The organism is Paenibacillus sp. SZ31 (assembly GCF_012912005.1).
Classification (GTDB): domain Bacteria; phylum Bacillota; class Bacilli; order Paenibacillales; family Paenibacillaceae; genus Paenibacillus.
Genome location: NZ_JABBEA010000016.1, coordinates 62799 through 77520, shown reverse-complemented (window position 1 = coordinate 77520; position 14722 = coordinate 62799). Strand labels below are relative to the sequence as shown.

Annotated in this window: 8 protein-coding genes; 3 read left to right on the top strand and 5 right to left on the bottom strand. The window is 47.9% G+C overall.

Annotation, left to right across the window (positions count from 1 at the left end; translation table 11 throughout):
• Window positions 1-83: 83 nt before the first annotated feature.
• The gene (locus HF638_RS23500) at window positions 84-413 is read right to left on the bottom strand and encodes an ArsR/SmtB family transcription factor (RefSeq protein WP_062836296.1); all 330 of its coding nucleotides are present in this window, start codon (window positions 411-413) and stop codon (window positions 84-86) included.
• 179 nt (window positions 414-592) lie between these two features.
• Here HF638_RS23500 and HF638_RS23495 point away from each other — a divergent pair, with 179 nt between their 5' ends.
• Together HF638_RS23495 and HF638_RS23490 are read left to right on the top strand one after the other, a co-directional pair.
• Window positions 593-1537: an alpha/beta hydrolase fold domain-containing protein gene (locus tag HF638_RS23495; RefSeq protein ID WP_169482363.1), complete on the top strand. Its 945-nt coding sequence runs from the start codon at window positions 593-595 to the stop codon at window positions 1535-1537.
• 113 nt (window positions 1538-1650) lie between these two features.
• The gene (locus HF638_RS23490; RefSeq protein WP_169482361.1) at window positions 1651-1974 is read left to right on the top strand and encodes a hypothetical protein; all 324 of its coding nucleotides are present in this window, start codon (window positions 1651-1653) and stop codon (window positions 1972-1974) included.
• Between the two features lie 139 nt (window positions 1975-2113).
• Here HF638_RS23490 and HF638_RS23485 read toward each other — a convergent pair whose 3' ends face one another.
• From HF638_RS23485 to HF638_RS23475, 3 genes are all read right to left on the bottom strand, one after another.
• Window positions 2114-2332: a hypothetical protein gene (locus HF638_RS23485; RefSeq protein ID WP_056692804.1), complete on the bottom strand. Its 219-nt coding sequence runs from the start codon at window positions 2330-2332 to the stop codon at window positions 2114-2116.
• Between the two features lie 242 nt (window positions 2333-2574).
• Window positions 2575-4755, bottom strand: a complete 2181-nt coding sequence (gene gnpA / locus HF638_RS23480) for a 1,3-beta-galactosyl-N-acetylhexosamine phosphorylase (RefSeq protein ID WP_169482359.1) — start codon at window positions 4753-4755, stop codon at window positions 2575-2577.
• Window positions 4756-4768: 13 nt separating this feature from the next.
• Window positions 4769-5788 (bottom strand): glycoside hydrolase family 88/105 protein, encoded by a 1020-nt coding sequence (locus HF638_RS23475; protein WP_169482357.1) that lies wholly within the window; start codon window positions 5786-5788, stop codon window positions 4769-4771.
• Window positions 5789-5959: 171 nt separating this feature from the next.
• On the opposite strand from HF638_RS23475, the gene HF638_RS23470 reads away from it, so the two are divergent.
• Window positions 5960-6901, top strand: coding sequence for an AraC family transcriptional regulator (locus tag HF638_RS23470; RefSeq protein ID WP_169482356.1), 942 nt, complete (start codon window positions 5960-5962; stop codon window positions 6899-6901).
• A 108-nt stretch (window positions 6902-7009) separates the two neighbouring features.
• On the opposite strand, the gene HF638_RS23465 is transcribed toward HF638_RS23470, so the two are convergent.
• Window positions 7010-14701 carry an S-layer homology domain-containing protein gene (locus HF638_RS23465; RefSeq protein WP_169482354.1) on the bottom strand — a complete coding sequence of 2564 codons (7692 nt, stop codon included), beginning with the start codon at window positions 14699-14701 and terminating at the stop codon, window positions 7010-7012.
• Between the last annotated feature and the right edge of the window lie 21 nt (window positions 14702-14722).

Here is a 14722-nt window from a genome sequence, read left to right as displayed (position 1 = left end):
ATGCTCACACTTGAGACGTTGATTACATGCAAAAAAACAAGAAGTTACCTGAACTTACTTCCGGTTCCTCTTGTTTCGCGTGTTTATGTTTCTTTGCGGATATCTTCCAACATGGAAATGGCATCGACCAGATGATTGTCAAAAATCTGTTTGGCAACCTCCAGCAAGTCTTTAATCAAAGGGTCTCGCAGAGAATATATGACCGTAGTCCCTTCTTTCAGACCCTGTACAACATTTTTGCTACGTAATACAGCCAATTGTTGCGAAACGGCGGAGCCTTCTGACCCCAGGATACTTTGCAACTCGTTGACGTTCTTCGCCCCTTCACTCAGCAACTCCAGAATCTGAATCCGCATGGGATGAGCCAAGGCTTTGAAAAAATCCGCTTTAAACTGTTGTATGCTCTGATTCATACGTTATACCCCTTTATTCAAACTTTTGAATATATAAAGATCATAACATAGATGCGATCATAAGTTTCATTCTATAACGTGACGATCAGTACCTGCTACATACCAGCCTTGACCTTGAAGTATACTTCAACCTTTATACTATACATAGCAACCTTCAATGCTGAGAGGACGAACCTTAAATGAGCATACAAATTTATAATAAAAGACGCTCTGTAACGAGCTATCTATTAGAAAAATACATCGGAACATTAGATACCAAGAAAAATCTATCGACACGTGAACTTACGCAGAAACATCTGGAGCACATGGGCGTTGAGAACATTAAGCCCTATCAATTAGGTAAAGTTAAATTAACTTCGCCTATCAAGGAGCGTTCCTATGAAGACATGCAGGTATTTACTTTAAATGACCAGGGTTCCCCTGAACAACGGGTGATTCTCTATATCCATGGAGGTGCCCATACGCATCAACCACTGTCTTTTCATTGGAAGTTCATGGATCATATGGCTCAGGCACTGAATGCCAAAGTGATTGCCCCCATCTATCCCAAATTGCCACACTTCAACTATCAGCATACGTATCCCAAACTTTTAAATCTGTATCGAGATATCATTGCATCCATAAAAAGTCCCTTACAGCTAACCATTATGGGAGATTCAGCAGGAGGAAATATCTCGCTAAGTCTTGCACATTACCTGAAGATGCATTCTCTTCCTCAGCCGAAAGACATCATTCTATTATCGCCATGTGTGGATATGGTTCTGGATAATCCCGTTATCTTCGACTATGAGACCAGAGATCCCATGCTGGCTGTGGAAGGGTATGATGTGATTCGTCGGATTTGGGCAGCCGATAAACCGTTGGACGATCCGCTGATTAGTCCAATCTACGGGGATTTCGAAGGGCTTGGCAAAATTAGCATCTTCATCGGAACCCATGAAGGTTTATTTCCTGACAACATGGAGCTTGATAAAAAGCTGACGGACCAAGGTATTGAGCATCATACTTTTGTTTATCCCAAAATGAATCACGTCTTCGTACTGTATCCGATTCCTGAAGCCAAAGACGCTAAACATAAAATCATTAATATCATTAAACATGTATCACATGCATCACATATATAAGACTACAACGGAAAAAAATCCAATAAATTCTCATTCACTACTTGTAAATTGTATTATTCCGGGTATAATACTCGGTATATAGAAAAGCGTAGCTGACTGGAGTGAATAACGCCATGGATTCTTTGACACAAACTTGGGTTAACGATTATTTGGACTTATATAATTTTGCCCGTACAATAGAAGACTCGGAATGGGCTGAAGATATTCTCAGAAAGCTTCGTGATCAGAAAGATGCGTTGCTGGAGGAAGAACGGAAAGCTATACTGCTCCGTGAATTGCTTATAAGCTATGACCGAATTAACAAGCAACTGGTGGATATTTTCAGCAAGCTTCGAGTCGCTTCAGAAGGATACCAGACGGAATCCTTACAGGAGCAATGGTTCAAATTAAAGCTGATGCGGATTGATGTTTCGCGGAAGATTCTTCAATATAAATAAGAAAAAAAGCCGGTCTGCAGTTCGTCTGCTCAACCCGCCCTATTAAAAGGCTTACTATTCTTTGAACTGCATACAGTGAACTGTTCTGCAGAGTTGTAAAGCCCGCCAGCTTTACAATTCGAACTTGGTAATCAATGAATTACATGGATGCTTTCTTCATGTTGCTCATCATGCCCATCATAGTGGTCATCATTTCGTCGCACTCTTGCATGCAGGACATCATTTTATTCATATCCATGCCTTCCATCATGCTCTTGTCTTCCATACATTCCATCATCATCTTCATGGATTTCATTTTGCACATCATTTCTTCCATGCACATATTCATCATCATGTTCATCATCATCATATTTTCCATTCTCCATACCTCCTATTAAAATATAGCAGACTTCCTTTTTTTAGAATAAACGATAGTCTACGTAAAAGCAATCTTTTTCCTCTTGCATTTCCATAAATTTTCTTGTATAATACGCATTTAACTCATCAATCCAGTCGGGAATACAGGCTTTAATAGACAATGAATACAACTAAAGCTCAAGCATTGGCTGATCGCCGCAGGCTTGAGCTTTTTTCGTTATGAAATAGAACCCTTATCCGTTCCTACACTGATTTAATTGCGCCAATCTTGGTGATCACCGTGTCATACGGATCTAATTCCACGGTTTGTTTTCCATGCTCCGTATCAATCGTCGTAGATTGAACCTGATCGCTATTATTGATCACAACCAATATGTTGCTCTCAGGGTAGTAGGCACACTCGGTATACAGGTTATCCGGAATATACTTCGCCTCACCCACCTCATTCCCGGCAAAACGAATCAGATTCTGCAGCAATCTCGTATTTTCCCAATTGAATTCGAACGAAGACAAGTAGATGCCTTGGCCTTTTCCGAAGGTGTGTGTGGTCAACGTAATGTTACCATCTGTCTCGTGCAATACCTTGGCTGTCCCATCCGTAAGAAATATGTTACCTTTACCTTTTGATGCGATATTAGCATCTTCCGGTACCAAACCATGCTCATCCCCAACCTCATACGACCATTTTCCATGAACAACTCTTGCACCTGTATCCTCATCTACCCCAAGCACATGCGCCATTCTGAAAAAGCTGTCGTACCCTTCAATTGCTGAAGGCTGATTGATACCCATAAAGGTACCGCCTTCGTACACCCACTGGGTCAAGATATCTACACATTGATGGTCATTCCAGTGCTCTCCACCACTCCAGGCAGAACCAGCGGAACCCGCATTAATGACGACATCCACATCCTTCAATGCACCCTGACGAATATCATCAAAATCAATGAATTTCACTTCTATTGGTAAACCGGATAACGCCTCATTCACATGAATCAGATCATGCATATATGTTTCATGAAAATGACCGGACAAGGTCCACGATCTTAACTTGCCCCAGCTATGCAGGATGGCTACCTTTGTCTTGATCTGATACGGTTTTCCCTCTTGATGCAGCTCTTTCATTTCCCTGAATTCATGGGCAATCTTCTCAATATAATCCACAAAGTCCGGGTAAGGCTCAACCAGATGCAAATATCCACCTAGTCCAATCCGGTCGATCGACTCACGCAGCAGCGCACGCCGAATATTAATCCAATATTTCTTCGCATCCAGGGTAGGATCTCCACCCTCCTTGAAGGTAGGAAGCCCGCCTAAACCAACTGGGAACAAGTATGGATGCAATCGAATCTCATGGGTATCGACCTTAACGCCTGAGCACATCCTTGCCTCATAACCGGAGAACACACATTTGATCATGCCGTCGAATCCAAACTCTTCAAAGCGATCATTGTACGGCTCCATGCCTACCCAGCTGTCATCATAGAAGACATACGCCAGCTTGTCATGCTTGTGCACGATATCAATCAACTTTTTACCGAATTCAATGACAAAATCATTGATAAATGCCATCCAGTCCAGTTTGCGCTGATCCGCAGGCATATGAGTGACCTGATATTTACCGCCATTCACAAAGTCTTCGGCTAAGAGTGAATACCCATATTTTTGAGCAAACAGATCCAGCGCTCTCGAACTTACCGTGAAATCGTATGATCCCCAATCCGAGAACAGATGGCGATTCCGCTCATCACTGCCCCAGATCCAGGCGAAGTTATAAAATAGGGACGTAAAACGTACAACGGTTGTTTCCGGGTGGTCTTGGCACCACTTTTCCATCCAATCCAGCAAATAGGTTTGGGTGTCTGTATAGATCGGGTCAATCTGCATCAGATGCTCTTTGTCCCAATTATTCGTTGTGTGATTGTACATGGAAATCTCTTCCCAGATCCGATAGACCATGAAACTCACCGTATATTTATGCCAAGGAGCAACACCAGTAATGACAACATTGCCAGATTCCCTTTCATAATTCCACTGTCCTCTAGGTACCTCTTCCCCAGTCGTTCGATCATAAACTTGCCAATATTTAAACGCTTCTTTCGAATCATTCACCCTGAATTGTTCAGCGAAGAAGTCCTCCATCAGATAGATGGATACATAATCTTGTACAGCAACCTTCGGATTCGTTATTAGAAAACATTGCTGCAGCTTATCCAGATTACGGGATGCCCACTCATTATGATCCCGAATAATGCAAATGGTTGAATAGATGCCATATCCGGCATTGATAATCTCATCGGACAATTTCGTACCGTCACTGTCACGGATCACATCGGCACCCCAGCGATCGGCAAGTTCCAGCGTCAGTGCCTCATATCCGGATTCACCCGGTAGTGTAAAAGAACCTTTGGTTGGTTTGGACATTTTGGTTCCCTCCCTATCTCAACATATCGGACAGAAAAGCGAGTGCCAGGCCCTGACCCCAGCCCTGAATCCAATCTTTTGGAATATTGCGATAGCCATCCCGATCCTTCATTACCGCCGTACCGCCCGATACACCAAGCACGCGCCCATCCTCGCTAATGTTGTTCAGGATACCTTCCAATGCCTTTTTCACATATTTGGTATGCAGTGGATTGCCATTATTGATCATGGCTGCTGCAATACCAGCGGAAGCTGACACCTCTTCATACGATTCTTCGTCATCCAAAACCGTACGCCACAAGCCGTTCTCGGTCTGCACCAGCTTGAGAGCCGCCAATTGATCGCGAAGAGCACATTCTACATCCATACACTGCGGATACAAATACCAGTCGTTCAATTGCGGTTTCACTTGAGACATCGTATAGGCTCCCCAAGCGTTTGCTCTTCCCCAGTAAAATCCGGACATGTGGTCCTTGTTAATATTGTTATAACCGTGATACCAGAGACTGCTGGTCGGATCTTGCAGGTATTTGATATGCCAGTAATACTGATTCAGCGCATCCTGAATCATGGCTTCATCTTTTAATTTGCTACCTACGCGGAGCAGGAAAAATGCCGCCATAAACAAGGTGTCCGCCCAAGCCTGTTCCGGAAAATCATTGGAAACGGATACCGTATGCTGAAGCACATTGTCTCCAAAGCGAAGCGCATGGTTCTGGAGATAATCGACTTTGCTAAGGACAATATCCCAATATTTCTGATCTCCGGTTTCTTCATATAAAGTGATGAGCACATGACCCATGGCACATGTATTTACCGTCCAACTTGGCAGACCCAGCTCGATATATTCGTCCGCCCATTTCACCAGCCTGTCCAAAATCTCTTGGTTACCTGTCGTTTGGTAGGCTCTCGATACGCCATAATAAGCCACACCGCCGGGCCAATCCCATGTCAGATCCATATCCAGTGTTTTCTTAGTAACGTTCTCGATTACGTGTAGAATCTGTTCCCTGTCATATTTCACTTGAAGCATTGTTATTCCCCTCTCCCTGCGCACACGCCCCCAAGTGCGCCCTGAGAGGTGTCCGTCCATTTTTGTAAACGCTTTACTTATTCCATTGTACGCAGTAAAATAGTCTCAATCTAAGCATATTCGCAACAAAACTGTGCAATTTCAATCATTTATACATAGGAGTCCTCGAAAATGCCCAAACCGAAGAAACCTGTCATTGAATATCGCCACTACAGCCTGCCCATTGATTTTCCTGTCCTGTTACTCAGTGGAGACCGCTGGAGAATATCCGATATCAAGAGTGAGCATCTTCATTTCCATAACCACATGGAGATTGGCATCTGTTATTCAGATGGAGGCATCATGGAGATTAAGGGGGAATCTGTACCTTTTCGGGCAGGCGACATCACGTTCATTCCCCGCTATCTTCCACATACCACATACAGTTCGCCTAATAACGCCAGCCTGTGGGCCTATATCTTCTTTTCACCTGAAGAGCTCTTTCGCCATTCGCTCAAAACAGCCTCAAGTCACATTGAACCGAATCTATGGGCTATTCAGGGAAACAATTGTATTCTGAATAAGGAACAGCATCCCAAAATTCATATGCTCGCAACATCAATCGTAGAAGAAATGAAGCATCAGTCCCCCTACTATCGGGAGAGCGCGTACGGCTTGTTGATGTCTCTATATATCGAACTGCTTCGAGTTCATGCGAGTAACGAGAACTGGTCAGCGCAAGATCAGGAACGGAATCTCCAAGGTGACTTGGTCATCTCACCTGTGCTGGAGTTTATCACGAAAAATTATATGATGCCCGTGACCATCGATTATCTCGCTGATCTGTGTCATCTGAGTACAACGCATTTTCGCCGCAAGTTCCATGAAATTATGGGAACCACACCGCTCGATTTTCTGAATAGTACCCGGGTCGAAGAGGCATGCAAGCGATTGAAAAGCACGGAGGCCTCCATTCTGTCCATCTCCGAGCAGGTTGGCTTCCGATCCATCTCCAGCTTTAACCGTTGCTTCGCCAAACTGATGGGAGAATCGCCCAAAACTTGGCGCAAAGGGGCTCATACCGAAGCACAATCTGCAAAAGCGTCCATACTGGAATTTACGGGGTGGGTATGAATTCACGTACAACATATTGAAATAACCTTTCTCATAAAAAAGATACAAAAAAGCCCGAAAGTCGCAATGACTTTCGAGCTTTTCCAGTTCAAATCAACAACTTCATGTTTACAGCAAATCCAGTTCCACAAGTAATCTGCGGACAAGCGTTGCCATCTCGGCACGCGTTACCGGAGCTTTTGGCTCAAGTGTCGTTGCCGATTTGCCTTGAATCAGACCCAGTTTCACCGCTTGCGCGGCACTGTCTTTGGCCCAATCAGACAACGTTGATGCATCGGTATAGCCGTCAAGGTTACTAGCTGCACTACTCACAGCTGGTGCAGTATGTCCTGCCATCTCGTATGCACGGATCAGCATGACCATCACTTGCTCACGTGTCATGGCATCCTGTGGACCGAAACGGTTACCGCTGTAGCCCGTCATGAGGCCATAGGCAGTTGCCGTTTGTACCACATCGTTGTACCAATCTGCTGCCTTAACGTCTGCGAATGTTGAACTTACGCCTGTGTCTGGTTTCAGGCCAAAGGCCCTCACCATCAGTGCAGCAAGCTCTGCCCGAGTCATGCTACGCGAAGGCTCATATCGAGCAGATGACACGCCATTCACGATGAGACGTGATGCCAGATCGTGAACCGCTTCGCTTGCCCAGTGACTCTTCATGTCGCTAAACGAAGCGTCATATCGGATTGGCAAGTATACGCTGTTGGTCATACTGCTGGCGATGGCAACCATCCGGCCTTCCCGCACTTCGAAGCGAGTAGGCACATGCCGCAAGCTGCCATCAGCCTCAAGAACGACCACTGTCGATACGGAGCGCTCGTCCTCTCCAACCGGCAGGTACAGTTCTTTGGTTGTCATTTTCAAAAGTTTATCAATCTCGACTGACTTGCTACCGTCACTTGCCGTCATGTTGAAGGTAACCGGGGTTCCTCTTGGAATCGTGCGGCCTTCGCTGGCAAGCTTCGCAGCAAGCCGTTCGTATGCCTGATCCGGTTTACCTACATTCAAGCTTACTTTGATATCCTCGGCCTTTTGCGCCGGGAACGCTGCTTCAAGTGCGTTCAGATCGATGGCATTCCAATCCAAACGGTAGCTGCCCCAATCGCTTTCCAAATCCATCGAAATGTCTTTGGCAGCGAGTTGTTTAATCAGATCTGCATCCAGTTCGAAGCGAAGTTGCTCCAGTTGGCCCGCAACGTGCAAACGAATTCGCTGTCCTTGCTTGGCTGCATCAAGCAGCGCTTCTCGCACAGGACGAGCAACCACAGTTGGGCCATTGACGCCTGGCGTAACATCGACCAGCAACAATCCATCCTTCTGCACTGCATCCAGTTCCAGAGGTATCTTCATGTCGCGGCCTCCAACGGCACTATCGATGGCTACGCCACCCACCGTCAATGGACCGACAGGCACATTGGATGCCGGTGGTTTGATGCCGCCAGAACTTGGCTCGCTTGGTTCTACGCTTGAAGATATCCGCTCATTCACCTTCACCGCAGCAGAGGATGCTGTCGTGAGTTTTGGCTCACTCGTTGTTCGTTTGGCGATAACAACCCACTCGCCTGGTTTTGCTTTGATGACTTTATCGGAAGGCAGCGTGTTCCATCCGCTGATATCCTGTTCGAATGTTGGCAGCATCACTTGCGATTGCTCCGTGAAAATCCGGTATGCCAGTTCACTGCCAACCATGTTGCCTTTGTGTCCGGCAGCGCTGATCGAGACACGTGTCTCTCCCTTTTTGCCCGTTCCGATCGTGGATGCTTTGATCGTATCCATGTAATCCGGTGGTGCAGCTCCCGTCTTCGGTGCAACAACGGATACGATATCCGTTGTGCTAAGCTCCGTACCTTGCCATGTATAATCGGCCTGGATTAAAGCAGCTCCGACACGTTTTCCGTCAAGAAGGCCATCATCTTGAACGGCTGCGTTCGCTTCACCCATAACCACACTGTAGGTGATGCTGTCGTTGTCTGCGAGTTCACGAGTTCCATCCGTATACTCAACATAAGTCTGAACCGCAGCTTGTTCTCCACCGGCAACAAGTTCTTCCGGCATAACCAGTTTCAGTCTGCGCGGCAGCTTGAAGTCGCCGTTCAGCACCTCAACAACGGCAGAGTTCACATTGCCTGCCGCGTCCTCGGTTTTAATTCGGAGACGGGTCTTCATGCGGTTCGCATCAATCGGCACCTCATGTTTAAAGACTCCGTTCTCGTCCGGTTTGAACTGTGCCAATTCTTGATCACTATCGGCATCCGTAACTGTCACTTGGGCATCGGTCATCGTTGTACCCTGTACGAGCGCAACGCCTCCCTGTGCCCGTTCGCCTTGTGAAGGTGAATCCAGATAGATCATCGGAGCTGTCGTATCAATCGTCACGTACAGCATTGTGACGGACATATCCCCTGTGCTGGTATTGCGAGCTTTGAGCTGGACTGCGTATACACCATCTACCTCAAAGTTGAACTTCAGCTTGTCTGTTGTTGCAAGGTCAGTGGTGCCAAGCGAACCATCGTCCGTTGAAGCCTCTACAACAACGTTTGACTGATTCGAAGCCACGTTCACGGTTACCTGATTCGAACTTGTAACAACCTCGTATTTGTTGTTGACCACTTGTTTGTTATCGAGCGAAAGCACTGGCCCTGTAGGGGCAGGAAGCAGCTTCGTCCCGCTATACGTCGTTGTGGATAAACGAAGATTCGCTTGCTCATCCGATGCCCGTTTGCGTGCAACCGTAACGCCGATGCGATACGATTTGCCCGGCTCCAGTCCGGAATGACGTATCTCTTTATCCTCCATGGCAATGGTGCCGTCTGCATTGCGCTGCACTTTGCCGTCCGCCCCCAGCTTAGGCGTACCCAGTGCATTCCATCCACCCACGATCACATGATACTTGCCATCCTTGAGCGTGGCTTTCAAGTCGGATTCACTGTATCCTTCTTCGCCGAACGGATCATACAGATGTCCTTGCTCATCCGAAGCGGTCAGGATGTAATTGAACTCCTCCGCTTCTTCATCAGCTGTTTTGGTGATCGCCGGGAAAGCGACCTCGAACTGCCCGTTACCGATGCTTCTCGTTTCCACTACTGGCACGGCGTTCGGAGCAAACGGATCTACGAGCGTATACCCTTCTTGTGAAGACAAGACAGAGAATGCCATATCCGTTTTCAGTTCCGTACGCAGATAATATGTCCCTTGTTGCAGCAAACCACGAAGGTCTGCTCCGCCGAGGTACGCAATCTGTTTCACGTCAAAGGTCATCTCGCCGGATGCACGACCGTCAGCACCAATATCGGCACTTTCAATCTCGATGCCTTTGGCAATCATGATCCCTGGATCAATGGATTCGTCCGGTGTAGGTGTGGCCTGCAAACGGTCCGAAGACAGATACAGATCAACCGTATCTCCAGGCGAAGCGTTGTCCACGGTCCAGGTTGCTGTGAATTGGTCCGCATCCTGTGGATCTATCGCAAGTTCCGTCGAAGACAGTTCCGGAAGTACCGGAATGTTCATCAGCTTGGACTTGACCGATTGACTGGACGTCAGCGTCCAGCTTCCCGTTTTCGCATCGTCTTGTGGAATCGCCACATAGATCCGACGGATATCGGTTCCCTGAAGCTCTTCTTTTTTGGTCACTGTTGTACCATCGCTCTTCAGATCACCCTCTTTAGGTGCTTTGATAATCTGTTCAAACGCCGTTGCATTCCGATCGGTTGCTTCTCCGTACACGATATCATACGTGCTTCCGTCGTCACGCTTCAGAGTCAGGGTAGGTCTGGTTGTTGTAAAATACTCCAATTCAAGGAGCGCATCCCCTGTCACTCCGCTCATCGGGATCTCATGCGTTTTCCCTCCATTGGACGTACGAATGCCACCAATGCCGAGGTTTTGCGAGCTATCCTCGATCATATCAATGCCGTCTCCAACGGCGGTGTATCGAATCTCGTAACGCTCAGGCTCCTCATTCTCCCATGAGGTCGCAAGCGTCTCTATTCCCGTTCCGATCTGTAACAGGCGCGGACCCTGTTCTGGATCATTAATCGACAGGTGTGCGAGTGCTTCGTTATCCAATGCCGATCCATCGGTCATGAATGAAATGCCGCCACCCCAGTAATATTTGATGCCCAGGGTGAGGAATAACAAGGAGATCCCTGCCCACAGTTCATCGTTATTAACCCCTGCACGAGTTCCAAATCCTAAACCGCCGACAACCGGCACTGAACTTGGTATCTGTATTTTGGAGCTGACCATGCCTTCAAAATCGACTCGTCCCTTCTCCAGGTTCTCGCCGATAAACAAGCTGGCACTGCCCACGATGATATCCCATCCACCGACATCAATCTGTGCCCTGGCTCGGATAAACATCGGGCTGGCCCATTGGGTCTGGACAAGCGCTTCCGTCAGCATCGGGATGACTTTGCTGCCTTCACCGAAGCCGAGTTTGCCCACTACTTTGAATCCGGTAGCTTTGAGCGTCAGGTCTACACTACCTGAGAAAACAGCCGGTTTCTGTCCCAGCTCCATATCGATGCCTGCCTCCAGCGTCAGTGGCAAGCGCTCGGTACCACCGGCAATCGTCATCGCAAGTTCACGGATCGCGCCGCGAATACTTGAGATTTTGGTAGCCGGATTGATCATGATGCCCGGATCAGGAAGGTCCGATCCAAAAGCAATGACGTCGGGAATAATTCGTCCGTCGGGAACTCGTTTAAAGGCAAGCTCCGCACTAATGGAGAACAAGTTCTCCAGCTTCGCCTCGAAGTTAACGCCGTACGAATTCATGACGCCGTATTTGTTCGGGTCTTTATAGTGCGTAACATTGATACCGCCTTTTACGCTATCCTCGGAGTCCGGTTTGAACAAACCGATTTTATTATCCAGTTCAAACGCCAGTGAGGAATCGATGCCCACGAATCCCGTTTGGTTGAACATAACGTTGCTTACTTCCCCGTTTACAATAAACATCTTCATTGCACCACCGAAGGATACCCCATCCTGCCTCAGTACAAAGTCATTGAGTTTCAACCCAAAGCCATTCAGCGAGAAGGTAGGTGTTGAAAACAACGTGTGTTTATTAAAGTACACATAGGAGACAAGCAGATTGCGGTATGGATTGAGCGCATCGCCCAGCATACCGTTAGCCCAAGTCAGGGTTCCGTTCAGGGTAGGGTCTTCCGGATTGCGTCCTTCCTCCCATGCCTGCTCTTCATCCGTCAGCTTTGATTCCGTGCCGAGTGACTTATCGAATCCGTTGTAGAAATCAACGGTCCATTCGCCCGAATGGAACACGAATCCGCTATTCGCCACGCTTAGCGTACCGTCGCCACCCACAAAGAGGGTTTGCAAGAATGACGTGTCCGTATTGGCTCTCAAATCTTTGGCGAGCGGGAAATTCCCTGTTGAAATGGTGAGGTCTTTCCCGCTGTAAGCTACACTCTTGTTGAGAATCGCAGGTTCTGTATCCGATTGAACCGTGTATTGGGCATTTGCACCCGTACCGGACTGCACGATCTTACCGCGCACTTCCAGAACAACCTCCTGCTCGGTATCATCATCAAGTCCTTTTTCGAATGCTTCGAAGGCTGCTTCATTTTCGAACGTTTGGACCGCATATACCGACGAAGCCGATGTATCGATTGCCCCAGCTACATCCAGGGCAGGGTCCAGCTTGCGTGAAGCTGCTACCATTTCCTGTTTGGCAGCTGTCAGTATCGCCCGGTCCTGATCCAACTTTGTTTTGAACTGCGTATCCGTCAGGTTACCGTACGTCCACGGTAGCACGCTGGCAAACGTCGCTTTATCACCAGTACCTGCATTGAGGTCCAGTTTGGTTTTAAACACAGCGAGAATTCCGGCTTTGCGAACCCGGTTCTCTTCGTTCTCGGTTATAGCAAAGGTCTGGTCTGTCTTGAAGCTCAGCGCTTCAGCCATCTCGGGAATGGACTTGTCCCGATAATCCACTTGCACGGCATATTCACCAAGTGGCAAGATCGCGTCGTTCAACACTTCGAGCGTTGTGCCATCCGCCTTCACCTTTTCCCCGCCACGATATACTAGCTTCAAATCTCCCGCGAACCCGTTTCCAAGCGGCTGGGATGTTACAGATCGGGTCACTGGCACTTTGTAACGATCCCCGTTCTTCACGTTCACCAGATACATGTCAAAGTTGGCAGCGGTAGACGTTGCTTCATTGCCGACATTGTAGGCAGCAATATTGGACACGTTCAGCGTGATGTACTTCTCGTCCTTGCTGTACGCTTCCTCCGGTGACATGGCGTAGACCAACGTCTCTCTTAATTCGCCAACCGGTGGCAGGAAAATAAAACCTGCTCTTGACGATTCATAGATTGCACGAATTTCCGATTCCGGAAGCCCCTCGCTCTCTTGAGCAGCCGTCTCCAGCTTTTTCTCTGTCTCCGGGCTGCTCACCGTCACCATATACTGGCGCGTTGAAGGCCAGGCTTTGCCTGTACCCTTCACTCGCCATTTGGCTGCGACGACCTCGCCCGGTTTATACGGAATGAATTCAATGCCCTGTGCAGCTTGTTCCGGCGGAACATCCTTGCGGAAGGTAAGCTTCTGGCTTGTTGCATTGAGTTCCTTCCCATTCTCATCTACAAAGCTCAGACCTTTCTCCAGTGTCAGAGTCACATCAATCTGGCTATGGTTTGTGTTGAACATCTCCAGGTTCTCGATCTCCGTATTCACTTCGAACACACCGTCATTAACGTAACCCGTCTCTTCCTCATTGGTCTCCAGCTTCTGCGTTGGATCAAGGAAACGAACATCGAATACCTTCTCCGGGGATACAATCTCGCCCAAGCCGTACACCAGTTCATACGAGTGTTGGCCACCAGCTTGAACCGCATCAGGCTCCCAATAGAAAGCCACGGCCGTATCGGCTGTACCGTAGTCATTTGTATCCTGCGTGAAATCAAGATTCTCGTCCGGTTCATATTCCCATTTCGTTCCGGCAAGATTGGCCCAATGGCCTACCACCATTTCATCAACGATGTTAATACCGCCCTCGAACAAGTTGTTGAATCCATAGGCAATGACATTTGTCGCCAGCGGGTTGCTCAGATCAAGCTTGTCCCGCATCACCCAGTACGGTGGCAGTTTATGCAAATTGTACGCCTGCTCGTCCACGTTTTTGTCATAACCGAGCTTTTCTGGCTCGTGAACCAGTTTGCGCTCCACCGTAAGTGGAACGGAATAATTCTGCCCGATCTGGAAGGCCGGGCCGTCATTGCCACCAACCGACGTGTCCAGCAACACACGTGACCCGATCTCTACCTTGGCATTTGTCGTATTTTCCACTACATATTGAACACGCGCATTACCGCCCTGATCCTTGTCTTCCTTCAACAGCAAAGTGATCACTTGGCTAATGCGAATACCTTGAACGGTCCATACGGTAACCAGACTCTGGGTACCGTCATTACCCGTAACGACCTTCGGAGGTGTAACCTCCGAGGTCCAGTTCGGTGCCATTTTGTACGGATTACCAAAGATCAGATCCGTTCCGTTAATGCGGAATGTCGTGAACGACGTCTCCGGGTTATCTTCGCCAAAGATCATATCCACGCCGTTATCCTTTTTGCGGATTGGCTGTCCGTCTTCAGTACGAATACTGAAACGCCCACTTGCATTGTCCACTGTTACTTTGATAAACCCGTTCTTAATGGATGTCGTTCCCGCTGAGGAAACGGCCGCTACCGCGATGTGAAGCGGCAAGACGCTGATCAGCATGACCATGGCCATCAACGTTGCGATTATCCGAATGATTTTGTTCCGTCGCATGGGTGAACCCCTTCCGTTTCT

Bases quoted from the DNA above. Each gene is read 5' to 3' on its own strand.
- HF638_RS23500 (WP_062836296.1), bottom strand. From the start codon at position 413: ATGAATCAGAGCATACAACAGTTTAAAGCGGATTTTTTCAAAGCCTTG.
- HF638_RS23495 (WP_169482363.1), top strand. From the start codon at position 593: ATGAGCATACAAATTTATAATAAAAGACGCTCTGTAACGAGCTATCTA.
- HF638_RS23490 (WP_169482361.1), top strand. From the start codon at position 1,651: ATGGATTCTTTGACACAAACTTGGGTTAACGATTATTTGGACTTATAT.
- HF638_RS23485 (WP_056692804.1), bottom strand. From the start codon at position 2,332: ATGGAAAATATGATGATGATGAACATGATGATGAATATGTGCATGGAA.
- gnpA (WP_169482359.1), bottom strand. From the start codon at position 4,755: ATGTCCAAACCAACCAAAGGTTCTTTTACACTACCGGGTGAATCCGGA.
- HF638_RS23475 (WP_169482357.1), bottom strand. From the start codon at position 5,788: ATGCTTCAAGTGAAATATGACAGGGAACAGATTCTACACGTAATCGAG.
- HF638_RS23470 (WP_169482356.1), top strand. From the start codon at position 5,960: ATGCCCAAACCGAAGAAACCTGTCATTGAATATCGCCACTACAGCCTG.
- HF638_RS23465 (WP_169482354.1), bottom strand. From the start codon at position 14,701: ATGCGACGGAACAAAATCATTCGGATAATCGCAACGTTGATGGCCATG.